The organism is Roseovarius azorensis, assembly GCF_900109455.1.
GTDB lineage: Bacteria > Pseudomonadota > Alphaproteobacteria > Rhodobacterales > Rhodobacteraceae > Roseovarius > Roseovarius azorensis.
In genome coordinates this window covers 287,804-310,329 of sequence record NZ_FOAG01000002.1, presented here as the reverse complement: position 1 = coordinate 310,329, position 22,526 = coordinate 287,804, and the positions used below count along the sequence as shown (strand labels likewise).

The window sequence follows — 22,526 nt, the reverse complement described above, 5'->3', positions numbered from 1 at the left end:
GACGCTTGTTCAGACCAGCCGGTCGTGGGGATCTTTCCCGGCAAAGAACGCATCGAGATTGTCGAGCGCGCGAAATCCCATGGCATCACGGGTGGTGCGGGTGGCACTGCCGATATGCGGCAGCATGAAGATGTTTTCGTGGCTGGCAAAGGCGGGATTGCCGCCCGGTTCGACCGCAAAGCAATCAAGGCCCGCCGCCGCCAGATGGCCTGACTCTATTCCCGCCAGAAGTGCGGGTTCATCGACCAGCGCGCCGCGTGCCGTGTTGACCACAACCGCGCCCCTCGGCAGGCGTGCGATGCGGTCGGCATTCAGGAACTGCCGCGTCTCGGGCGTGGCGGGACAATGCAGCGACAGGAAATCCGAGATTTCCAGTAGGCTGTCCACATCCTCGTGAAACACGGCGCCTGCCTCATCCTCGGGGCGCAGGCGGCTGCGGTTGTGATAGTGGATCTCCATATCGAACCCCCGCGCCTTGGCGGCGAAGGCCCGGCCCACCCGGCCCATCCCGACAATGCCCAGACGCGCCCCGGTCACTTGTTTGCCCACCATGAAGGAAGGCGACCAGCTGTCCCACTGTCCCTGTCGAACAATCCTGTCACCACGCACCGCATGTCGCGCCGCGCCCAGCATCAGGAGCATCGCGATCTCTGCCGTGGCATCCGACAGAACATCCGGCGTGTTGGTGACGACGATCCCGGTCTTCCTGAGCGCCGCCAGATCACAATGATCCACTCCGACCGAATGGTTGGCCACGATCCTGAGGCGGGGATCCAGCCGCGCAACGACGTCAGCGCTGAAATGCTCCGAGTGACAGGGGATCATCCCGTCCACCTTTGCACTCATCGCCACGATCTCATCGGCGCTGCCGGGGGTGTCGTTCTCGTTCAGGATGACATCATAATCACGTCGCGCCCGTTCGAGTGTCGCGTCCGACAGACGGCGGGGAATCCAGATAACGGGCCGATCCGGCATATCAGTCCTTGTTCTTGCTGGAGGTCACGAAATCATAACCCGCCAGAGATGCCGTGAACAGGACCACAACCCACAGATCAAGCGATCCGATCTTGTTGGCAAGTATATAAAGGAACGCGGCGAGGACCGCGAATGCGAAAACTGCCAGGAGCCTGTTCATGTCATCATCCTTTTCTCAATTCCCGGCCTCAGCCAGCCAGTTCTGAAACCAGTTTGCAGTCCGAAGAAGCCGCGCGTCATTGCCGCGCGCGGCGACCATCTGCACGCCCATCGGTAGTCCGTTCTCAGCGGTAAACGCGGGCACCGTCACCGCAGGCGTGCCGGTCAACGTCCAGAGCCCGTTGAAGATGGCGTTGCCGGTAAATTCCAGCCCCTCGGGCGCGGGTCCGGTGGCGGCGGGGCAGAGGATTGCATCGCAGCGCTCGAATATCTCGCCCAGCCCGGCATAGAGCACATCGGGCCAGTCAAGCGCCGCCAGATAATCGCGCGCCAGGATAGCGTTGCCCTTGGTCAGCGCCTCTTGCGTGCGGGTCCCGAGCGCATCCAATTCCCGTGCGTAGCGATAATAATACCGCGCCATTTCCGCGAAATTGATCCGCTCGCGAATCTCGGCCGCCTGATCAAAGGCGTTCGGCAGCGGAACCTCGAATACCTGATCGCCCAGCGCTTCGACGAGTTCGTCGAATGCGGCGTGCAGTTGCGGATCGGCAGCATCCCATCCGGGGGGCCTGACAAAGGCAAAGACCGGCCTGAGCGGCGGCGCGGAGGTGGCCAGCCGCAAGAGCGGCGGTACAGGTTCCGGCGATGTCGCCGGATCGCCGGCATCGTGGCCAAAAAGCACCTCTGCCAGCAGCGCGGCATCGGCAGCGGTGCGGGCAAAGACCCCGACCGTGTCCAGCGTCGGTGACTGCATCAGGACACCCGAGCGCGGAATCGCGCCAAAGCTGGGCTTGAACCCGGCGACGCCACAATAGGACGCGGGCCGGATCACCGATCCTCCCGTCTGCGTGCCCACTGCGAGCGGCACCATACCGTCAGCCACCGCCGCCGCAGAGCCGGACGACGAGCCGCCGGGCGTATGCGCCGGATTGTGGGGGTTGCGCGTCTCGCCGGCCTGCATATAGGCCAGTTCTGTCGTGACGGTCTTGCCCATGATCACGGCGCCCGCCGCCTTGAGCCTTGACACGATTGCCGCATCCTTGACCGGCACGCGACCCTGATCCAGCGGACAGCCGTTCTCGGTCGGGATCTTGGCGGTATCTATGACGTCCTTCAACGCCACGGGCAGGCCATGCAGCGGTCCGATGGCGCGTCCGGCCTGCCGGTGCGCATCCAGCGCCCGGGCCTGTTGTCGGGCGAAATCGGCGTCGAACCATGCCCACGCCCGGATTTCCGGATCGCGCGCCGCTATGCGCGCGATACAGGCCTCGGCCAGTTCAAGCGCGGTGAGCGCGCCGTTTGCCAGACGCTCACGCAGCGCGCAGGCGTCCAGCGTCAGGATGTCGACCTTACCTGCCATACATCAACTCTGGCAGATAGAACACGATCTGCGGGTAGATGTACATCAGCGCCATCGAGATGAAGACGCAGAGCAGGAACGGCATCACGCCTGAGAATATCTGCGTCAGCTTGATTTCTGGCGGCGCGATTCCCTTGAGATAATAGGCCGACATTGCCATTGGTGGCGTCAGGAAACTGGTCTGCAGGTTGAGCGCCACCAGGATACCAAAGAACAACGGGTCGATCTGGAAGAACTGTAGGAGCGGCAGAAAGATCGGCACGAAGATGATGATGATCTCGGACCATTCCAGCGGCCAGCCCAGCAGGAAGATGATCAGCTGTGCCAGCAGGAGGAACATCAGCGGGCTGAGATTGAGGCTCTGGACGAACTCGGAAATCACGTGTTCGCCACCCAGGTACGAGAACACCGCCGAGAAGGTATAGGAACCAACGAAGAGCCAGCACACCATCGCCGTCGTCCGCACCGTCAGATAGACGCTCTCACGCATCCGCTGCCATGTCATCGCGCGATAGACGAAGGCCAGGAAAATCCCGCCAAGCGCCCCGATCGAGGCCGCTTCGGTGGGGGTTGCAAGACCAAAGAGGATCGAACCCAGAACCGCGAGGATCAGAAAGGCCAGAGGCACGAAGGATGTGAAGATCATGAACAGAAGCCTGAGCGCAGGCACATCCGGCACCTCTTCCTTCGAGGGCCGTGGCGCAACCGAAGGCTGCAGGATCGACCTCCCGATCACGTAAACCAGATAAAGCCCCACAAGCGTCAGGCCGGGCAGGAGCGCCGCCGCATAAAGCCGTACGATGGACACACCCGAGGCCGCCGCATAGACGATCAGCATGATCGACGGTGGGATCAGAATGCCCAGCGTGCCGCCCGCGCAAATGATGCCGCTGGCAAACGAAGGGTTATACCGCGCCTTGAGCATCGCAGGCAGCGCGAGAAGTCCCATCAGCGTCACCACCGCACCCACGATGCCCGTGGCCGTGGCAAAGAGCGCGCAGGTGATCAGCGCCGCGACGCCCATGGATCCCGGCATGTTCTTGGCCGCAACATTCAGCGTCGAGAACAGACGGTCCACGATATTGGCGCGTTCTACGATATAGCCCATGAAGAGAAACAGCGGAACGGCGGTCAGAACCTCGTTCGACATCACCGTATAGGTCTGGTTTATGAAGAGATCGAATATTCGATTGTTGAAAAACCCCTGAAGCCAGAGGCTGATCTGATCCCAGGAACCGGCCTCCTCCGCCAGCCGGTCAAAGCTGCGCCACATGCGGCGCGCATCGAAATAGGCATAATAGCCGAAACCGATCCCCATCGCCATGAGCGTGAATGCAATCGGAAAGCCAAGAAAGACAAAAATCAGGAACAGGCCCAGCATCATCAGGGCGACTTGAGGATCGGTCATGGATGGGCGTCCTTTTCGGCCTCTGCGGCCTTTTTCATCAGAAGATCTTCTGTCTCGAACACGTCTTCATCGGCGGGCAGCCATTCATTGGTGCGCATCGCCAGAAGGCAGCGGCAAACCTGGGCCATGCCCTGAATGAACAGCAATAGCCCGGCGGCCACAAGCACGGTCTTGAACTGGTAGATCGGCACACCGGCTGGGCTGTTGACCGATACTTCTCCATAGGACCAGGACCGCGCGGCATACTTCCAGCCTGTGAAAATCAGCGCGGTCACGCCGGGAAAGAAGAACAGGATATATAGCGCGAGATCGACCTTGGCCTGATTACGCGGCTGCCACAGACGATAGAGAAAGTCGCCCCGCACATGCCCGCCGCGTGACAGGGTGTAGGCGCCGCCCATCATGAACAGCGTGCCGTACATGATGAATGACACATCCAGCGCCCATGCGGTCGGGCTGTTGAAGACATAGCGCACGACCACCTCATACCCGGTGCCCACCGCCATCAGGACGATCAGCCAGGCAAAGCCCTTGCCGAACCACGCCGACAGGTTGTCGGCAAAGCGAATGAACCCAATCAATCTAGCCCCCTATTAGTTGGAAATCGGCCCCGGCGACACTCGCGCCGGGGCCTTCGTTCGGTCTGGATCAGATCGCCTTTACATCTTCAGCTTGCCGGGGAAGAAGTGATTGTAGGCCAGCGCCAGATCGGGCGAGTTCATCAGTTCATAGTAACCGACTTTCTCGATCCAGTCGCGCTGGCTGTCCATGACACGTTTCATGAATTCATCTTGGCTCAGATCTTCGATCAGCTGATCCCAGGCCTTGAGCTGTGCCGACAGGATATCCTGCGAGGTGCGGTGCACGGTGACGCCGAACTCTGTCTCGATGCGCTCGAGGTCGTTGGAATATTCCTTCATCGAGAGCGCTGTGTTCGACGTCGAGGCGGCCTCGACGCCATACTTCAGGATTGCCTGCAGGTCTTCGTCGAGATCGTCGAAGAAATCCTTATTGAAGAGAAACTCGAAGCTCTCAGATGCCTGATGGTAGGACGACAGGTAGTAGTGTTTCGCCACGTCGGGCGAGCCAAAGCGCAGGTCCGACGAGGGGTTGTTGAACTCGAAGGCGTCAATCACGCCGCGTTCCATCGCGGGCACGATTTCACCGCCCGGAAGCTGGGCCACCGACATGCCCATCGCCTGCAGCAGGTCGGCCGCAAGACCAACGGTGCGATACTTGAAACCGTTCAGATCGGCAGCCGTGTTCACCTCGTTCTTGAACCAGCCAAAGGGCTGCGCGGGCATCGGAAAGCCCATGAAGCCATAGACATCGAGCCCGAGAATGTCCTGAGTCAGTTCGCGATAGAGCTCCGCGCCGCCACCCTGATAGAACCAGCCCAGCATGGTGTTGGCATTGCCGCCCCACACGGGTCCGGTGCCAAAGAACGATGCACCCTTGTGCTTGCCGTACCAGTAGACCGGAACTGTATGGGCGGCATCAAGCACACCGTCATTGACCGCATCCATCACCTGGAACGCTGCCACGACGGCACCTGCCGGCAGCAGGTCCACACGAATGCGTCCACCCGACATCTGCTCAACACGGTCGATGTATTCGCGTGCAAAGTCCATCCAGATATCCGAGGCAGGCCAGGATGTCTGCATTTTCACAACGATTGGCGATTGCGCCAACACCGCCGGGGCGGCCAGCGTGCCTGCTGCTGCAACGGGGCCGGCAATCGCCGCACGCCGCAAAAATGACCGCCGGTCCAGTTTTGCCTTGTCTGTCATAATTTCCTCCCAATTCCTTATTTCAGTGTCAGGTCACACTCGGATGGCGTGCCGAGAATAGCCGCATAGGCGATTCGAAGCCATGCAATGCGCCATGCCACCGGATGTTAATCGTTCCGGCACCAAAGACAAGCAATTTGGTAAGAAAGATTGACCACCTTGGGCGAATTCTCTGTGGCAGGACCGATTTCGCCAGAGTTCGTCACTTGTGATCCAAACTGTCACACGACATCAACCGAATATAAGGGAATTTGCGGTAGAGGCGGTTCCGCGCCCGAACACAAGGGACGGGACGGACCGCACGTTACGGGGTACGGTTGAGCGTCACTCAGATCTGACCCGGCATTGCCTTCCGTGAGATTGTGCATTTAAGTCCCCTCCGGCACAGTTTGTCGGCAACAGCCGTATCATCGGAAACGCAGGGAGCAGGAAAATGGCACGCACGGTTATCATCGAAAAGGCAGGCGGTCCTGAGGAGTTGAAGCTGGTTGATCTGGACGTGGGCGAACCGGGCCCCGGTGAGATCCGCATCCGACACAAGGCCTGCGGCCTGAATTTCATCGACGTATATCAACGCAGCGGCCTTTATCCGCTGTCGCTTCCGCATGCGCTTGGCATGGAGGCGTCAGGCATCGTCGAGGCCGTGGGCGAGGGGGTGACGCATCTCAGACCCGGTGACCGGGCCGCCTATGCCGCGACACCGCCGGGCGCCTATTGCGAGGCGCGCGTCATGCCCGCCGCGCAGGTCTGCCCCCTGCCGGATGACATCTCGTTCGAGGATGCGGCCTCGATCATGTTGCAGGGGATGACGGTGGAATATCTCTTTCACCGCGTCTGGCCGCTGGAGGCGGGTCAGACGGTGCTCTTTCATGCCGCCGCCGGTGGGGTCGGTTTGCTGGCCTGTCAATGGGCGCGGTCCGAGGGGATCACGCTGATCGGCACGGCGGGGACGGATGAAAAGTGTCGGCTTGCGCTGGAGAATGGCGCGTCGGCCTGCATCAACTATCGTGACAGGGATTTCGTGGCCGAGGTCAAGGCGCTGACCAACGGTGCGGGCGTCGATGTGGTGATGGACGGTGTCGGCAAGGACACGTTCACGGCGTCGCTGGATTGCCTCAAGCCGCTCGGGATGATGATGTCCTTTGGCAACGCCTCCGGCCCGGTAGAGCCGGTGAGCCTGCTGACGCTGGCCGCCAAGGGATCGCTCAAGCTGACGCGCACCACGCTTTTCACCTTTCTCGCCGATCACGCGCGCTGTCAGGACATGGCGCGCCATCTCTTCGACAAGGTCGAGAGCGGCGCGGTCAAGGTCAATATCGGGCAGACCTTTCCTCTGGAACGGATCGCCGACGCGCACCGCGCACTGGAAGCGCGGCAGACGACCGGATCGACGATCCTGACGCTCTGAGGGGCCGGATCGTCGCTATCGCATGTGCCCCGTTCGTGCATCGGGCGGGGCGCAAGGACCATGACGGGATTGAAACACGGCCCCTTGAGGAAAGGGGGGTGGTGCCCAGGAGAGGCACCAAGCTATTGTTTTTACGTGTTTTTATTTGTCCGCTTTTGCCAATATCCCCCTTAAAACTTGGGTGAACATGCCCAACTGTGTCTTGCCTTGTCCGGCCCTATCCACTAGCTTAGGGTGGATATTTAGGGGGATACGAAATGCGGGCAAAAAACAGACTGACGGCGGGCTTTCTGAAATCGCCTCCGGTGGGCAAGCATTGCGACGGTGCCGGGCTGTGGCTGGTGCAGCGCGAAGATGGCGGGGCGCAATGGGTGCTGCGCGTGACCGTTCACGGGCGGCGGCGCGAAATGGGCTTGGGTGGTTATCCATCGCTCGGGCTGGCGGAAGCGCGCAAGATTGCCGGGCGCTGGCGCGATGTGGCGGCGGCGGGCCGTGACCCGGTGAAGGAACGCGAGAAAGAGGAACGGGCCGCGCGGCGCGAGGATATATCGCTGGCAATCCTGACCGCTGATGCTTTCGAAGCCCGCAAAGCCGAATTGAAAGGCGATGGCACGGCGGGGCGGTGGCTTTCGCCCCTGACCCTTCACGTTCTGCCAAAGCTGGGCAAGTTGCCCGTCACTGACCTTGACCAACGCGACATTCGCGACACATTGGCCCCCCTCTGGCATACCAAAGCCGACACGGCGCGGAAGGCATTGAACCGGCTTTCAATCGTGCTGAAACATGCGGCGGCGCTGGGCCTTGATGTGGATTTGCAAGCGACCGACAAGGCAAAGGCGCTGCTGGGGAAATCGCGGCATGTGGCAAAGAACATTCCCGCGATGGCTTGGGCTGATGTGCCGGGCTTCTATGCCAGCCTTGAAGAACCAACCCCGACGCATCTTGCCTTGCGGCTTCTAATCCTGACCGGGGTGCGCTCGAACCCGCTGCGCCATATCCGGCTTGACCAAATCGAAGGCGACGTGTGGACCGTGCCAGCCGACGCCATGAAGGGCCGCAAGGGCGCAACCGAAGCTTTCCGCGTGGCCCTGTCGCGTGAAGCCCTGCGCGTCATCGACCTTGCACGCCCGCACGCCCGCAACGGCTTTCTGTTTCCGAACAATCAGCAAGGCGTGATTAGCGACATGACGCTTTCGCGGCACATGGAGCGGCGGGGGCTGGAAGCCCGCCCTCATGGCTTCCGCACAAGCCTGCGCACATGGCTGGCCGAAGCAACCGACGCCCCGCATGAAGTCGCAGAGGCGATGCTGGCGCATGTGGTGGATGGTGGCGTGGTGCGCGCCTATCGCAGAACCGATTTTCTGGAACAACGGCGCAAGCTGGCTGAACGCTGGGCCGACCATGTGACCGGCGGCGCTGGGCAGGTGGTGAAGCTGGCAGGGGCGCGCTGATGGCTCGATTTGAGCCAAGAGCAGCGGCGTTTCTTGAGTATGGGTGAAGCTGGCAGGGGCGCGCTGATGGCTCGGGACAGAACTGACGGATCGCCACCCAACTTTCAGGAGGCTGTCTCGGCATCGCTGACCCGGCTACAAAATAACCGGATTGGAGAGGTTAAGCATTTTACACGTTCGTTAATGACTCTGAACCTTGCAAGCCAAGCAGAACGTTGGTCCTTGAACGACATGCAGTTAGGAACGCGTAGCCTTTTTGGGATGAAGGTGGGCGAAGAAGCTGATTACATTCCGCAACTTATCAAGGCAGCGGAATGGCACCCAGTGGCTTTCGAAGCGGCGGGGATTTTGGCGGCCCGGTTTCTCAAGAGGCAAGAAACTATGCCTGATGATTTGAGGGTTTGGGCTATGGAAGCGCTTAGTGGAAAGGAAAAGCCACCAATGCCTAAGAATGAAAGAAAAGGGATTCAGGGAGAAACTTGGTGGCGTGATTTCTATGTTTGGAGCGCTGTATGCGACCTTGTGGAAGAAGGAATGTACCCAACCCGAAACGCTGCGAGCGCACCGCATAGCGCTTGCGATGCTGTTGCAGCCGCAATGAAAAAACTTGGTTTAAATCCAATGTCTTATAGCGCCGTCTATAGCATCTGGCGCAAGTATCAGAGAATGGATGACCGTTCTTTGGATTAGCTCTGTTAATTCCAGATACGACCAGCAAGACACAAACCGTCACCTTTGCACCATCCAAGACCAAAAAGGATGGTTCAAAAATGCAAACCTATCTCACCCTGACCGAATTGCGCGCTAAGCTTGGCGGGCGTTCACGCTCTGCGATTTATCTCGACCTCGCGGCGGGCCGACTGCCCCAGCCGATCAAGTTGGGCGGGCGGCTTTACTGGCCCGAGGGCGACGTTGACGCCCATCTGCGCGATATGCGCGACAAGGCCGCTTGATATGGGCGGCGGGCAAGGATTGACCCGGAACCTGCGCCAACAGGAACCGGGCCGGGGAAGCCGTCAAGCGAATGCGGCGGGCACCCCGAATATAGCACAAGGCAAGGGCCGCGCAAAGCGGGCTGGCCTGTATCACGTCACGCCCAGCGCGGGCGAACCCTTTAACATTGTCGTATCTGGCCGCGATGCTTGGGCACTCGAAAGGCTTATGGCGGCGGGCTGGAAGGGATGCACACCAATTTGCGAACCTGCGCCAAGGTGGTCTGCATATGTTTTCAATCTGCGCGAATTGGGCGTGGAAATTGAAACCCTGACCGAGAAGCACGGTGGCGAATTTTCAGGCTGGCATGGGCGCTACATGTTGCGCTCTGATGTGCGGAAAGGTGGTGCTATATGACCCGGCATCACCTCGCAACCTTCGCGGCAATCCTCGACCCCGCAACGCTGGCCGCGCTTGGGCTGGCAGGGGCGCGCATCTGGGGGGCGCTGGCATGACTGATGCACGCGACCTAACACAAGCGCTGGGCGGGCGCTGGCATGGCCGCTACGGCGCTGCGCCTTGCCCTATTTGCCAGCCGGAACGCAAACGCACACAAAACGCCCTGACCCTTGCTGATGGGCGCAACGGGCGGCTGGTGCTGGATTGCAAGAAAAGCGCTTGCGCCTTTCTCGACATACTGGCGGCGGCTGGGCTGCACTCGGGGGATTATTCGCCCCCCGATGCTGCAATCCTTGCCCAGCGCGAACGCGAAGCCAAGGCTGAAGCCGTGAAGCGGGCGGAACAAGCGAAGCGGCTTTGGCTGGAAGCCCAGCCGATAGGGGGCACGGCGGCGGAAGCTTATTTGCGCGGGCGGGGTATCACCTGCCCATTGCCCCCGACCCTGCGCTTTCATGCGGCCTGCTGGCACGGGCCGACTGCAAAGCGCTACCCGGCAATGGTGGCGGCAGTGCAAGGCGTGGGCATGGCCGCTGTGCATCGCACCTACTTGCGCGCTGATGGCTCGGGCAAGGCTGCAATCGAACCTGACAAGCTGATGCTGGGGGCAACCGCTGGCGGCGCTGTGCGGCTTGCTGATGGGCCTTCGCGGCTGGTGATAGCGGAAGGCATTGAAAGCGCGTTGTCGCTGCTGTGCGGGCTTCTGAATGGCCCAGCAATGGTATGGGCGGGCCTTTCAACTGCTGGCCTGCGCGGGCTGCGCCTTCCGGCACAAGCGGGGCGGCTGACAATCGCAACCGATGGCGATGGGCCGGGCCGTGAAGCCGGGCACGCTCTTGCAGATCGGGCGCACGGTTTGGGCTGGCAAGTTTCAATTCTCGACCCCGGAACCGGGCGCGACTTTAACGACATTTTGCAGGAAAGGGCGGCGGCATGAACGCGCAACCCCATATGAAAGAAACCGCATATGCGCCCGAAGGGCCGGAGCCTCTGGTGCGCGAAATCGCCCCCGGTGCAGCCTATCCGGTGCAAGCGCTCGGGCCGCTGCGCCCGGCTGTGGAAGCGGTGCAAGGCGTGACACAAGCCCCCGTAGCAATCCCGGCGCAATCTGCGCTGGCGGTGGCTTCGCTGGCGGTGCAAGGCTTTGCCGATGTGGAAACACTTGGCGGGCCTCGCCCGACGTCACTTTATGCGCTGACCATAGCGCGAAGCGGCGAACGCAAAAGCGCTTGCGACGCGCCCCTTATGACTGCGCTGCGCGCCCATGAACGCGAACAAGCCAAAGCCCAGCGCGAAGCAATGGAAAGCTGGCGCAATGCACACGCGCTCTGGAAGGGGGCACGCGACAAGATACTTGCCGAAGCCAAATCCGGCAAAGGTGAAAAGCGCACGGCGGCGCAAGCTGACCTAGAAGCGCTCGGGTCGGAACCCGAAGCCCCGCCTTCCGCTGACCGAACCGTGACCGAACCGACCTTTGAAGGGCTGACAAAGCTTTTCGCGCACGGACAACCGAGCCTTGGGCTTTTCTCGGATGAAGGCGGGCAATTCCTGGGCGGGCACGCCATGAACTCGGAAAACCGGCAAAAGACGCTGGCCGCTTTCAATGACCTTTGGCAAGGCAACCCTATAAGGCGCACGCGCTCGGGCGATGGGCACGCGACGCTATTCGGGCGGCGGCTGGCGGTGCATCTGATGGTGCAACCGACTGTGGCGCGGGGCTTCATGGCTGACCCGCTGGCGGCGGATACAGGCTTTCTGCCCCGCTTTCTGATATGTGAACCGCCCAGCGCAATCGGAACCCGGATGCAGGCGAACGCGCGGTGCGATGAAATGGCGCTGGCAAGCTTCGCGGGGCGGCTGCGCAATATTCTCGACACTCCCCTGCCAATGGACCCGGAAACCCGCGAACTGGAACCGCGAACGCTGCAACTGGCACCGGAAGCCCGCGCGCTGCTGGTGGCGTTTTCCGACGCTATCGAGGCTGCGCAAGCCCCCGGTGGCGACTTGGTGCATATCACGGGCACGGCTTCCAAGGCGGCGGAACAGGCTGCGCGTATCTCTGGTGTGCTGACGCTCTGGCGCAACCTTGACGCTGTGAAGGTGCAGGCGGGCGACATGGCCGATGCAATCGACCTTGCGCAATACTACCTTTCCGAAGCTTCACGACTGGCAAGAGCTGCTAGTGTATCGGCTGAAATCGATCGGGCCGAAGCCTTGCGGCGGTGGCTGCTGGAAAGCTGGCCGGAAGCCGAAATCACGGTGCGCGATGTAGTGCGGTTAGGGCCAAACGCCTTACGCGAAAGCCCGAAGGCAAGGGCAGCGCTGGGCATGCTCGAAAAGCATGGGTGGCTTGTGTCGCTGGAAGCTGGAACCTTGGTGCGAGGTGCAGCGCGTGCCGAAGCCTGGCGCATCGTGAAAGGGGCGGGCGATGTGGTGTGATGCACGCGCCAAGTTGGCGGAAATTGAGGGGCAACCCCCTGCGACTTCTGCGACAACTGCGACACAAGCTCAGGCTGCGGCCCCCGTGTCGCAAATGTCGCAAGTGTCGCAAGCCTCTAACGCCCGGAAACCCACTTTTCGTGTCGCAAATGTCGCGGTTGTGGCGACGCCCTAGCCAAGCGCAAAGCCCGATAAACCCGCTCTGGCAACCTACGGCGAAAGCCTCGGCGGATAGGTAGGCGCTAACCCAGACGGGGCGGTTATATCGCTTGACGGATGGCGCGCACATTGGGAGTGTTAAACGTTGCTCGCGAATGGTGGCGGTGGTGCATGACGTCATTAGGTGTTTGGATATGAAAAATAACCAAAAAATTGTAATGTCGGTTGCTGTATTCATTACTATTAGTTTAGGGCTAAGCACTATGAGCCGGGCAAGTTCTGTATGCTTTCAAAACGAATATCTGAAACTTGTGGCGGACCGCATTAATTACACAGGTGATATCGATTTTGAGTTTTTAGATAATCTTGAGTTTTTAGATAATGAAAGAAAAAGAGCGCGTAGTGTGAAAGATGCAATAGTTAACATATACGACGACTTCATGGACTTGGCGCTAGAGGAAGAAAGCGTGGAAGTTGCATTTGAAAAGTTTTTTGATGTTCATTGGAATATTGAGGCATATCACGCTGGGATACCCGGTTATGACTTAGTGCCAGTGGCACTTCGCGAATGTCTTAAATGGATTTGGGAATAAGACACGCAAATTGCGTTTTCCTGTTCAGCGTCGTTATTCTTCAATAACTTTGCTATATTGTAGATCTATGACCATTAAAACACGCATCGCCAGATTGGAACAATCCCGCCCAGCGCGCGGGTCTTGCATGCCGGACCTCGATCTGCCCCCGGACATATGCACCCGCATCGCGGCTGCGCAAGCGGCGGGCACCTTTCCGCAAAGCCTGCCCGACGCTGACCTTCTGGCAATCCTTAACGCCCATGACGCAGCACGGGGGCAGCCATGACCAGCCGTAAATTCGGGCGAAATACGGATGGCACATTCGGCCCCGGCAACCCCGGAAAGCCAAAGGGCACCCGCCACAAGGCCACACAGGCGGCGCTGGCGCTGCTGGATGGCGAAGCTGAATCCCTGACCCGCAAGGCGGTGGAACTGGCGCTGGGTGGCGATGGCGCTGCGTTGCGCTTATGCCTTGAACGCATCGCGCCGTCCCGGCGTGACGCCCCGGTGCAATTCGACCTGCCCAAAATGCAATCGGCGGCCGATGCCGCCAAGGCGGCGGGAGCGGTGCTGGTGGCGGTGGCGGATGGCGACCTTACCCCGCAAGAGGGCGCGCACATTATGGCACTGGTGGAAACCTACCGGCGCACGCTGGAAACGACCGAACTGGAAGCCCGCTTGGCGGCGCTGGAAGGCGATGCTGCATGACCCTGCACAAGCGACTTGACCGACTGGAAGGCAAGCGGGGCGCGGCGGGCGCTGGACCTTCCGTCATTTTGATTTGCGACGCTGTGACGGGCGAACCCGGCGGGGCGCTGCTAATGGGCGGTGGCGGCTTGACCCGTGAAGCTGGCGAATGTGCCGAAGCCTTCATGGCGCGGGCAACGGCTGGGGCTTCACTGGCGTTTCATTTGCCCGAAACTGGGCGCTGACTTCGCGGCTCGAGTGTCAGGTTAAGCGCGGCACATAGGGTGTATAATTGGGGGGATACGGTCAACGTGCCAACCTAATTTCCCAATATAATTCAAACACTTACCATAAAAATATGGTGCCCAGGAGAGGACTCGAACCTCCACGGCCTTGCGGCCACTGGCACCTGAAGCCAGCGCGTCTACCATTCCGCCACCTGGGCAGGTGTCGTGAGGCAGGCGTTTATCGCCCGGCCCCGGCCATGTCAACGCCGATTTCAGCCAAAGTGATGCAACCACCATATCGTCTTGTCCCGACGGTCCCGGAGCGCTAGGAAAGGCGGCGAAGGCGCAGAGTCCGGAGAGCATCATGTCCAAGCTTGTCACCATTTACGGCGGATCGGGATTCGTGGGGCGCTACATCGCGCGGCGCCTGGCCAAGGCGGGCTGGCGGGTGCGCGTGGCGGTGCGTCGCCCGAACGAGGCGATGCATGTCAAACCCTATGGTGTCGTCGGTCAGGTCGAGCCGGTGTTCTGCAACATCCGTGACGACGCCAGCGTGCGCGCCGTGATGCAGGGGGCCGATGCAGTGGTCAATTGCGTCGGCACCTTCGACCGCAAGGGGCGCAACAATTTTCAGGCGGTGCAGAACCAGGGTGCCACCCGCATCGCGCGGATCGCGGCGGAGCAGGGTGTCGAACGGCTGGTGCATCTGTCGGCAATCGGCGCGGATGCCGATGCGGCCAGCGCCTATGCGCGTTCCAAGGCCGAGGGCGAAGCCGGTATCCTTGCCCATTTTCCCGATGCGATGATCCTGCGGCCTTCGGTGATCTTTGGGCCCGAGGATCAGTTCTTCAACCGCTTTGCCGGGATGTCGCGTCTGGGACCGATCCTGCCCGTGGTGGGCGGCGACACGCGGTTTCAGCCGGTCTATGTCGATGACGTGGCTCGGGCGGCGGCAATGGGTGTCATGGGGCAGGCTGTGCCGGGCATCTATGAATTGGGCGGCCCCGAGGTGGCAACGTTCCGCAATCTGATGCAGATGATGCTGCGGGTGATCCGCAGGCGGCGGCTGATCGTCAACATTCCCTTTGGCATGGCTACCGCCATGGGTTGGGGGATGGAACTGATCCAGACCATCAGCCTGGGCCTGATCCCGCCGCAGATCACCGTCGATCAGGTCCGTAGCCTGCGGGTGGACAATGTCGTGTCGGACGGGGCCAAGGGATTTGCCGATCTGGGCATCACGCCCGTCGCGCCCGAGGCGGTGCTGACTGACTATCTGTGGCGTTTCCGCCCTTCGGGCCAGTATGAGGCGATCAAGGAATCGGCGAGCAAACTGCGCCCGCACTGACCGTCAGCCATAGGCAATCGCCAGAAGGGTCACGCCGAGGATCATGCGGTAGATCACGTAAGGCGTGAAACTGACCCTTCGCAGCAGCCGCATCATCACGCTCAGTGTCAGGAGGGCGGAAATGAATGCAAAGACAGCCGCGATCGCACCGTCGCGCAGGAGCGCAAGATTGGCCTCCAGCGCGGCCTCGCCGCCAAGAAACACGGCGCTGGCGATGATCGTGGGCACTGACATCAGCATGGAAACCCGCGCCGCATCTTCGCGCGCATAGCCCAGGAATCGTGCGCCGGTGATCGTGATGCCGGAACGCGACGTGCCGGGAATGAGCGCGATCGCCTGCCAGACACCAATCACCATCGCGTCGGTCATGTTCCAGTCTGTGCTGGACTTGCTGTTTTCGCCGACCTGATCCGCCCAGTAGAGCAGAGCCCCGAAGATCAGCGTTGTCCAGCCGATCACGGTCATTGAACGCAGACTGACATCCAGTCCGGTGAGCTTCAGCAGAAGGCCAAAGGCAACGGCCGGAATCGACGCGACCAGCAAGAGCAGCGCCAGGCGTGAGCCAGGCGTATCGGCGCGTCCCGTCATCAGGCGGGGCAGGCCCATGATCGCGCTGCGCATGTCGCCCCAGAAATAGATCAACACCGCCAGCAGGGTGCCGACATGCACGGCCACGTCGATCAACTGTCCCTGATCCTGGAACCCGGCGACGTGTGGCAGGAGAATCAGGTGCCCGGACGAGGAGATCGGCAAAAACTCGGTGATCCCCTGTACGATAGCCACAAGGAAAATATGAAAAAGTGCCATAATATGAATCCTGCCTGCATTTTGCAGAAGCTATAAACCATTGTGTTTCAATGGCAAAGTTGAATATATATCCGAATCGGATCCATTATATTTCGATTTTATCAACGAGCCGGGCGATCTGGAGAGAATTATTTGACAATAGGTCATAATTTATGACTTTTAATGAGGGGGGGAATACGATAAACAGTTGCTGCGGAACTGACTCGGGAGGGAATGCCGTGGCGAAACAGCCCATGCTGAAATTCGTGACCGTGGGACGGGACATGCCCGAAAAGCGCAGTGCAGAGGCGCGGCGGCGGGATTTTCACGAGATCTATGCCGAGTATGCCGATACCAAGGCCAAGGAACAGGCGGCGCGGTGCAGTCAGTGCGGCGTGCCGTATTGCCAGAGCCATTGCCCGCTGCACAACAACATCCCTGACTGGTTGCGTCTGACGGCAGAGGGTCGGCTGAAGGAAGCGTATGAAATCAGTCAGATGACCAATACTTTCCCCGAGATCTGCGGGCGTATCTGTCCGCAGGACAGGCTGTGCGAGGGCAACTGCGTGATCGAGCAATCGGGTCACGGCACGGTGACGATTGGCGCGGTCGAGAAATACATTACCGACACGGCCTGGGACGAAGGCTGGGTCGAACCGATCAAGCCGGTCAGAGAACGTGTTGAATCTGTTGGGATAATCGGTGCCGGTCCCGGCGGTCTCGCGGCGGCGGATGTGTTGCGGCGGGCCGGGGTGCAGGTCACGGTCTATGACCGCTATGACCGGGGCGGCGGATTGCTGACCTATGGGATTCCCGGTTTCAAGCTGGAAAAGGACGTGGTGATGCGCCGGGTCGAGCAGCTGGAGCAGGGCGGGGTTGAATTCGTGCTGAACTGCGATGTCGGCACGGATATCAGCTTTGACGAAATTCGTAACAAACACAATGCAGTAGTGATCGCCACCGGGGTCTACAAGAGCCGTGATCTGGAGGGTCCGGGGGCCGGTGCGGACGGTATCGTGCGGGCCATCGACTATCTGACGGCGAGCAATCGAGTGGGATTTGGCGACCAAGTGCCGGAATTCGAGAGCGGCGCGCTGAGCGCCGAGGGCAAACAGGTTGTTGTGGTTGGCGGCGGCGACACCGCTATGGATTGTGTGCGCACGGCGATCCGGCAGGGAGCGAAATCCGTGACCTGCCTCTATCGCAGGGACCGGGACAACATGCCGGGCAGTCAGCGCGAAGTGGCCAATGCCGAGGAAGAAGGCGTTGTATTCGAATGGCTTAGCGCGCCAAAGGGGTTTCTTGGTGATCCGGTGAGCGCGGTCAGGGTACAAAGGATGCGCCTTGGCGCGCCGGATGCGACGGGCCGCCAGAGCCCGGAATCCATCGAAGGGTCCGAATATGACGCGCCCGCCGATCTGGTGATCAAGGCGCTGGGATTCGAGCCGGAGGATCTACCAACCCTCTGGAATCAAAAGGAATTGGAGGTCACCCGCTGGGGCACGATCAAGGCCGAGTTCACAACCGGGCAGACCGCGATGGAGGGGGTTTTCGCCGTGGGCGATATCGTGCGCGGGGCCTCGCTGGTGGTCTGGGCGATCCGTGACGGACGCGATTCCGCCGCGGCGATCCTCGATTATCTGAACGCCGCACAGGCGGTGGCCGCGGAGTAAAAAGTGGACAGCATGTTCAGTGTGTACGCGGGTTTGGTACGCAAGGGGACGTGCGAGGCGACAAGACGACAAGGTCCGGGTCATGCCGAGATAGGGCACCATGACTGACCTTCATCGTAACGAAAGGGTTAACACCGATGACGACATATGATGCCGACTGGGCCGCGCGGGAAGAGGCCAGGCGCAAGTGGCTGGCCGAGAACGGGATGTATGCCGAGGAAGAGGAACATTCCTCTTGCGGCGTGGGCCTTGTCGTGTCGGTCAACGGCAAGCCGAGCCGCAAGGTGGTGCAGGCGGGCATTGATGCGCTCAAGGCGATCTGGCATCGCGGCGCGGTCGATGCCGACGGCAAGACCGGCGATGGCGCAGGTATCCATGTGCAGATCCCGGTGCCGTTCTTTTACGATCAGATCCGCCGCACCGGGCATGAACCGTATGAGGATCGGCTGATCGCTGTCGGACAGGTGTTCCTGCCGCGCACCAATTTCGGGGCGCAGGAGGTCTGCCGCACCATCGTGGAAACCGAAGTGCTGCGTATGGGGCATACGATCTATGGTTGGCGGCATGTGCCGGTCGATGTGACCTGTCTGGGTGAAAAGGCCAATGCGACCCGGCCCGAGATCGAGCAGATCCTGATTTCCAACGCCAAGGACATCGACGAGGAAACATTCGAACGCGAACTGTATGTCATCCGCCGCCGCATCGAAAAAGCGGTCGCAGCGGCCGGGATCGCCGGGTTCTACATGGCGAGCCTCAGTTGTCGCAGCATCATCTACAAGGGGATGATGCTGGCCGAACAGGTGGCGGTGTTCTATCCCGATCTGATGGATCCGCGGTTCAAGAGCGCCTTTGCGATCTATCATCAGCGCTATTCGACCAACACATTCCCGCAATGGTGGCTGGCACAGCCGTTCCGCATGCTGGCGCATAACGGCGAGATCAACACGCTCAAGGGCAACACCAACTGGATGAAGAGTCATGAAATCCGCATGGCAAGCGGCGCGTTTGGCGATCTGGCCGAGGATATCAAACCGATCATCCCGCAGGGGTCATCCGACAGCGCGGCGCTTGACGCGGTGTTCGAGGTGCTGGTGCGCGCCGGGCGCAACGCGCCGATGGCGAAAACCATGCTGGTCCCCGAAAGCTGGTCGAAACAGGCAGAGGAACTGCCCGTCGCCTGGCGCGACATGTATTCCTATTGCAACTCGGTGATGGAGCCCTGGGACGGGCCTGCCGCATTGGCCATGACCGACGGGCGCTGGGTCTGTGCGGGGCTGGATCGCAACGGGCTCAGGCCCATGCGCTATGTGGTCACTGGCGATGGCCTGGTGATTGCCGGGTCCGAGGCCGGGATGGTGCCGATCGACGAAGCAAGGATCAAGGAAAAAGGCGCGCTTGGCCCCGGTCAGCTGCTGGCCGTGGACATGGCCGAGGGGCGGCTCTATCACGACGCCGAAATCAAGGACAAGCTGGCCAATGCCCAGCCGTTCGGCGAATGGGTCGGCAAGATCAACGAGCTGGACGAAAAGCTGGCGGTCGTCAGCGAGGCGCCGATCTTTACCGGCACGGAGCTGCGCCGACGGCAGATCGCCGCGGGCTACAGCATCGAGGAGCTGGAGCAGGTTCTGGCGCCGATGGCCGAGGATGGCAAGGAGGCGATTGCCAGCATGGGCGACGACACGCCAAGTGCGGTTCTGTCGCGTCAGTATCGCCCGCTCAGTCACTATTTCAGGCAGAATTTCAGCCAGGTGACCAATCCGCCGATCGACAGTTTGCGCGAATACCGGGTGATGAGCCTGAAAACCCGGTTCGGCAACCTCAAGAACGTGCTGGATGAATCGAGCGCGCAGACCGAGATCCTCGTGCTGGAAAGCCCCTTTGTGGGCAATGCGCAATGGCAGGAGATGATCCGCCAGTTCAACGTCGATGTGACCGAGATCGACTGTAGTTTTGTCCCCGGTCCCAACGCGCTGCACGAGGGGCTGGAGCGGATCCGGGCCGAGGCGGAGGATGCGGTGCGTTCGGGCACCGGGCATCTGGTCCTGACCGATCAGCATCAGGGCGAGAACCGTGTCGGAATGCCGATGATTCTGGCAACATCGGCGGTGCACAGCCACCTGACGCGCAAGGGGCTGCGCACGTTCTGCAGTCTCAACGTCCGTTCCGCCGAATGTATCGACGCGCATTATTTCGCGGTGCTGATCGGCGCAGGCGCCACGGTGGTCAACGCCTATCTGGCCGAGGACAGCATCGCCGACCGGATCGCGCGCGGGCTGATCGACGGCAGCCTGACCGAGGCGGTGGCGCGCTATCGCGCGGCGATTGATCAGGGCTTGCTCAAGATCATGTCCAAGATGGGGATCTCGGTGATTTCCAGCTATCGCGGCGGTCTGAATTTCGAGGCCGTGGGCCTGAGCCGCGCGATGTGTGCGGAATATTTCCCCGGCCTTACCAGCCGGATCAGCGGCATCGGCGTCAGCGGCATTCAGGCCAAGACCGAAGAGGTGCATGCCCGCGCCTGGCGCGGCGGGCAGGATATCCTGCCCATCGGCGGGTTCTACAAGGCGCGCAAATCCGGCGAGACCCATGCCTGGGGCGCGCAGACCATGCACATGATGCAGATGGCCTGCAACAAGGCAAGCTATGAGCTGTGGAAGCGGTATTCGGCGGCGATGCAAGCCAATCCGCCCATTCATCTGCGCGATCTGATGGCGATCAAGCCGCTGGGCAAGGCAATCCCCATCGAGGAGGTCGAGAGCGTGACGGCGATCCGCAAGCGGTTCGTCACACCCGGCATGAGCCTTGGCGCGCTCAGCCCCGAGGCGCACAAGACGCTGAATATCGCGATGAACCGGATCGGCGCGCGCTCTGACAGCGGCGAGGGCGGCGAGGATCCGGCGCATTTCTCGCCTGAACCGAATGGCGACAACCCGTCGGCAAAGATCAAGCAGGTGGCCTCTGGCCGGTTCGGGGTGACGGCGGAATATCTCAACAACTGCGAGGAACTGGAAATCAAGATCGCGCAGGGCGCCAAGCCCGGCGAGGGCGGTCAGTTGCCGGGGATGAAGGTGACCAAGCTGATCGCGCGGCTGCGGCATTCGACTGAAGGTGTCACGCTGATTTCCCCGCCGCCGCATCACGATATCTACAGTATCGAGGATCTGGCGCAGCTCATCTATGACCTCAAGCAGATCAACCCGACCGTCAAGGTCTGCGTCAAGCTGGTGGCGCAGTCGGGCGTGGGCACGATTGCCGCCGGGGTCGCCAAGGCCAGGGCGGATGTGATCCTGATCTCTGGCCATAATGGCGGAACGGGCGCGTCGCCCGCGACATCCATCAAGTATGCCGGTCTGCCGTGGGAGATGGGCCTGACCGAGGCGCATCAGGTGCTGAGCATGAACAACCTGCGCGAACGGATCACGCTGCGCACCGATGGCGGGCTGCGCACCGGGCGCGACATTGTCATGGCGGCGATGATGGGGGCCGAGGAATACGGTATCGGCACCGCCGCGCTGATTTCCATGGGCTGTATCATGGTGCGTCAGTGCCAGTCGAACACCTGCCCCGTGGGCGTCTGCACGCAGGACGAGGCGTTGCGCGCCAAGTTCACCGGCAGCGCCGAGAAGGTGGTGAACCTCATCACCTTCTACGCGCAGGAGGTGCGCGAGATTCTGGCCAGCATCGGGGCGCGGTCTCTGGATGACGTGATCGGACGCGCGGACCTGCTGACGCAGGTGTCGCGTGGTTCGGCGCATCTGGATGATCTCGATCTCAACCCGATGCTGATCACGGTCGATGGGGCCAAGGATCAGCGCTATGATCGGCTGAAACCGCGCAACGAGGTGCCCGATACGCTGGACGCGGAGATTGTGCGCGACGCGCAACGGTTCCTGAACGACGGCGAGAAGATGCAGTTGCATTACGCGGTGCAGAACACGCACCGGACCGTGGGCACGCGGGTGTCCTCTCACATCGTGCGCAAGTTCGGGATGCGCAACAGCCTGCAACCCGATCACCTGACGGTCAAGCTGACAGGGAGTGCGGGGCAATCGTTGGGCGCGTTCGCCGCGCCGGGCCTCAAGATCGAGGTTTCGGGTGATGCCAATGACTATGTGGGCAAGGGCCTGTCGGGCGGCATCGTCGTGGTGCGTCCGCCGATGGCCAGCCCGCTGGTGGCCGCCGAGAACACGATCATCGGCAACACGGTGCTCTATGGTGCGACCGACGGCTATCTCTTTGCCGCGGGGCGCGCAGGCGAGCGCTTTGCCGTGCGCAACTCGGGCGCCAAGGTGGTGATCGAGGGCTGCGGCAGCAACGGCTGCGAATACATGACCGGCGGGGTCGCCGTGATCCTGGGCGATATCGGGGCCAATTTCGGCGCGGGCATGACCGGCGGCATGGCCTATGTCCACGATCCCGAGGGTCGCGCGCCGACGCTTGTGAATGGCGAAACACTGGTGCGTTGCGCTGTAACAGAGCCGCATTGGGAGGCCGAGCTGAAAGGCCTGATCGAGCGGCACCTGGCCGAGACCGGCAGCCGCAAGGCGCAGGATATCCTGCAATACTGGGACCGGGAACTGCGCAACTTCATTCAGCTCTGCCCGAGGGAGATGCTGGACAAGCTGGAGCATCCGCTGGGTGCCGAGCCAAAGGCGATTCCGGCGGAATGACGGATGCGGGCCGGGCATCTGC

General features: G+C 61.2%; 20 protein-coding genes and 1 tRNA gene. 13 read left to right on the top strand and 8 right to left on the bottom strand.

The window, feature by feature from the left end; genetic code table 11:
* Positions 1–9: 9 nt before the first annotated feature.
* From BSG08_RS04790 to BSG08_RS04770, 6 genes are all read right to left on the bottom strand, one after another.
* Positions 10–975 carry a 2-hydroxyacid dehydrogenase gene (locus BSG08_RS04790; protein ID WP_093032863.1) on the bottom strand — a complete coding sequence of 322 codons (966 nt, stop codon included), beginning with the start codon at positions 973–975 and terminating at the stop codon, positions 10–12.
* A gap of 1 nt (position 976) precedes the next feature.
* Entirely contained in the window at positions 977–1,135 is a 159-nt protein-coding gene (locus BSG08_RS19420) for a hypothetical protein (RefSeq protein ID WP_175544691.1), read from the bottom strand.
* 15 nt (positions 1,136–1,150) lie between these two features.
* Complete coding sequence (locus tag BSG08_RS04785; RefSeq protein ID WP_093032860.1) at positions 1,151–2,494, bottom strand: amidase; 1,344 nt, start codon at positions 2,492–2,494, stop codon at positions 1,151–1,153.
* Positions 2,484–3,902, bottom strand: a complete 1,419-nt coding sequence (locus tag BSG08_RS04780) for a TRAP transporter large permease (protein ID WP_093032857.1) — start codon at positions 3,900–3,902, stop codon at positions 2,484–2,486. Before BSG08_RS04780 ends, BSG08_RS04785 begins: the two co-directional genes overlap by 11 nt.
* Positions 3,899–4,483 (bottom strand): TRAP transporter small permease subunit, encoded by a 585-nt coding sequence (locus tag BSG08_RS04775; RefSeq protein ID WP_093032855.1) that lies wholly within the window; start codon positions 4,481–4,483, stop codon positions 3,899–3,901. Before BSG08_RS04775 ends, BSG08_RS04780 begins: the two co-directional genes overlap by 4 nt.
* A 78-nt stretch (positions 4,484–4,561) precedes the next feature.
* Positions 4,562–5,692, bottom strand: coding sequence for a TRAP transporter substrate-binding protein (locus BSG08_RS04770; RefSeq protein WP_093032852.1), 1,131 nt, complete (start codon positions 5,690–5,692; stop codon positions 4,562–4,564).
* 433 nt (positions 5,693–6,125) lie between these two features.
* On the opposite strand from BSG08_RS04770, the gene BSG08_RS04765 reads away from it, so the two are divergent.
* From BSG08_RS04765 to BSG08_RS19200, 10 genes are all read left to right on the top strand, one after another.
* On the top strand, positions 6,126–7,100 hold the full coding sequence (locus BSG08_RS04765; RefSeq protein ID WP_093032849.1) for a quinone oxidoreductase family protein: 975 nt from the start codon (positions 6,126–6,128) through the stop codon (positions 7,098–7,100).
* A gap of 257 nt (positions 7,101–7,357) precedes the next feature.
* On the top strand, positions 7,358–8,551 hold the full coding sequence (locus BSG08_RS04760; protein ID WP_093032846.1) for a tyrosine-type recombinase/integrase: 1,194 nt from the start codon (positions 7,358–7,360) through the stop codon (positions 8,549–8,551).
* 66 nt (positions 8,552–8,617) lie between these two features.
* The gene (locus BSG08_RS19205) at positions 8,618–9,241 is read left to right on the top strand and encodes a hypothetical protein (RefSeq protein WP_139274534.1); all 624 of its coding nucleotides are present in this window, start codon (positions 8,618–8,620) and stop codon (positions 9,239–9,241) included.
* A gap of 80 nt (positions 9,242–9,321) precedes the next feature.
* Positions 9,322–9,504, top strand: coding sequence for a helix-turn-helix transcriptional regulator (locus tag BSG08_RS04755; RefSeq protein WP_093032843.1), 183 nt, complete (start codon positions 9,322–9,324; stop codon positions 9,502–9,504).
* A gap of 1 nt (position 9,505) precedes the next feature.
* Complete coding sequence (locus tag BSG08_RS19890) at positions 9,506–9,901, top strand: winged helix domain-containing protein (RefSeq protein ID WP_425439260.1); 396 nt, start codon at positions 9,506–9,508, stop codon at positions 9,899–9,901.
* A 238-nt stretch (positions 9,902–10,139) separates the two neighbouring features.
* A complete protein-coding gene (locus BSG08_RS04745) occupies positions 10,140–10,877 on the top strand; it encodes a DUF7146 domain-containing protein (protein WP_245770593.1) in 738 nt (245 codons plus the stop codon).
* Positions 10,874–12,379 carry a YfjI family protein gene (locus BSG08_RS04740; protein ID WP_093032837.1) on the top strand — a complete coding sequence of 502 codons (1,506 nt, stop codon included), beginning with the start codon at positions 10,874–10,876 and terminating at the stop codon, positions 12,377–12,379. The genes BSG08_RS04745 and BSG08_RS04740 overlap by 4 nt, the downstream gene beginning before the upstream one ends.
* Positions 12,380–12,732: 353 nt before the next feature.
* Positions 12,733–13,131: a hypothetical protein gene (locus tag BSG08_RS04735; protein ID WP_139274533.1), complete on the top strand. Its 399-nt coding sequence runs from the start codon at positions 12,733–12,735 to the stop codon at positions 13,129–13,131.
* A 264-nt stretch (positions 13,132–13,395) separates the two neighbouring features.
* Positions 13,396–13,821 (top strand): hypothetical protein, encoded by a 426-nt coding sequence (locus BSG08_RS04730; RefSeq protein WP_093032831.1) that lies wholly within the window; start codon positions 13,396–13,398, stop codon positions 13,819–13,821.
* Positions 13,818–14,045, top strand: coding sequence for a hypothetical protein (locus tag BSG08_RS19200; protein ID WP_139274532.1), 228 nt, complete (start codon positions 13,818–13,820; stop codon positions 14,043–14,045). The genes BSG08_RS04730 and BSG08_RS19200 overlap by 4 nt, the downstream gene beginning before the upstream one ends.
* Before the next feature lie 114 nt (positions 14,046–14,159).
* On the opposite strand, the gene BSG08_RS04725 is transcribed toward BSG08_RS19200, so the two are convergent.
* Positions 14,160–14,245, bottom strand: a tRNA-Leu gene (locus BSG08_RS04725).
* Positions 14,246–14,391: 146 nt separating this feature from the next.
* Between BSG08_RS04725 and BSG08_RS04720 the strand changes: the two genes are divergently transcribed.
* Positions 14,392–15,375 carry a complex I NDUFA9 subunit family protein gene (locus BSG08_RS04720; protein ID WP_093032828.1) on the top strand — a complete coding sequence of 328 codons (984 nt, stop codon included), beginning with the start codon at positions 14,392–14,394 and terminating at the stop codon, positions 15,373–15,375.
* A gap of 3 nt (positions 15,376–15,378) precedes the next feature.
* Here BSG08_RS04720 and BSG08_RS04715 read toward each other — a convergent pair whose 3' ends face one another.
* A complete protein-coding gene (locus tag BSG08_RS04715) occupies positions 15,379–16,182 on the bottom strand; it encodes an undecaprenyl-diphosphate phosphatase (protein ID WP_093032825.1) in 804 nt (267 codons plus the stop codon).
* A 218-nt stretch (positions 16,183–16,400) separates the two neighbouring features.
* Between BSG08_RS04715 and BSG08_RS04710 the strand changes: the two genes are divergently transcribed.
* Both BSG08_RS04710 and gltB read left to right on the top strand, forming a co-directional pair.
* The gene (locus tag BSG08_RS04710) at positions 16,401–17,834 is read left to right on the top strand and encodes an NAD(P)-dependent oxidoreductase (protein ID WP_175544690.1); all 1,434 of its coding nucleotides are present in this window, start codon (positions 16,401–16,403) and stop codon (positions 17,832–17,834) included.
* Positions 17,835–17,971: 137 nt separating this feature from the next.
* A complete protein-coding gene (gene gltB, locus BSG08_RS04705; protein WP_093032819.1) occupies positions 17,972–22,504 on the top strand; it encodes a glutamate synthase large subunit in 4,533 nt (1,510 codons plus the stop codon).
* Positions 22,505–22,526: the final 22 nt, after the last annotated feature.

Coding starts and splice junctions, on each gene's coding strand:
- BSG08_RS04790 (WP_093032863.1), bottom strand. CDS start 975: ATGCCGGATCGGCCCGTTATCTGGATTCCCCGCCGTCTGTCGGACGCG.
- BSG08_RS19420 (WP_175544691.1), bottom strand. CDS start 1,135: ATGAACAGGCTCCTGGCAGTTTTCGCATTCGCGGTCCTCGCCGCGTTC.
- BSG08_RS04785 (WP_093032860.1), bottom strand. CDS start 2,494: ATGGCAGGTAAGGTCGACATCCTGACGCTGGACGCCTGCGCGCTGCGT.
- BSG08_RS04780 (WP_093032857.1), bottom strand. CDS start 3,902: ATGACCGATCCTCAAGTCGCCCTGATGATGCTGGGCCTGTTCCTGATT.
- BSG08_RS04770 (WP_093032852.1), bottom strand. CDS start 5,692: ATGACAGACAAGGCAAAACTGGACCGGCGGTCATTTTTGCGGCGTGCG.
- BSG08_RS04765 (WP_093032849.1), top strand. CDS start 6,126: ATGGCACGCACGGTTATCATCGAAAAGGCAGGCGGTCCTGAGGAGTTG.
- BSG08_RS04760 (WP_093032846.1), top strand. CDS start 7,358: ATGCGGGCAAAAAACAGACTGACGGCGGGCTTTCTGAAATCGCCTCCG.
- BSG08_RS19205 (WP_139274534.1), top strand. CDS start 8,618: ATGGCTCGGGACAGAACTGACGGATCGCCACCCAACTTTCAGGAGGCT.
- BSG08_RS04755 (WP_093032843.1), top strand. CDS start 9,322: ATGCAAACCTATCTCACCCTGACCGAATTGCGCGCTAAGCTTGGCGGG.
- BSG08_RS19890 (WP_425439260.1), top strand. CDS start 9,506: ATGGGCGGCGGGCAAGGATTGACCCGGAACCTGCGCCAACAGGAACCG.
- BSG08_RS04740 (WP_093032837.1), top strand. CDS start 10,874: ATGAACGCGCAACCCCATATGAAAGAAACCGCATATGCGCCCGAAGGG.
- BSG08_RS04735 (WP_139274533.1), top strand. CDS start 12,733: ATGAAAAATAACCAAAAAATTGTAATGTCGGTTGCTGTATTCATTACT.
- BSG08_RS04730 (WP_093032831.1), top strand. CDS start 13,396: ATGACCAGCCGTAAATTCGGGCGAAATACGGATGGCACATTCGGCCCC.
- BSG08_RS19200 (WP_139274532.1), top strand. CDS start 13,818: ATGACCCTGCACAAGCGACTTGACCGACTGGAAGGCAAGCGGGGCGCG.
- BSG08_RS04720 (WP_093032828.1), top strand. CDS start 14,392: ATGTCCAAGCTTGTCACCATTTACGGCGGATCGGGATTCGTGGGGCGC.
- BSG08_RS04715 (WP_093032825.1), bottom strand. CDS start 16,182: ATGGCACTTTTTCATATTTTCCTTGTGGCTATCGTACAGGGGATCACC.
- gltB (WP_093032819.1), top strand. CDS start 17,972: ATGACGACATATGATGCCGACTGGGCCGCGCGGGAAGAGGCCAGGCGC.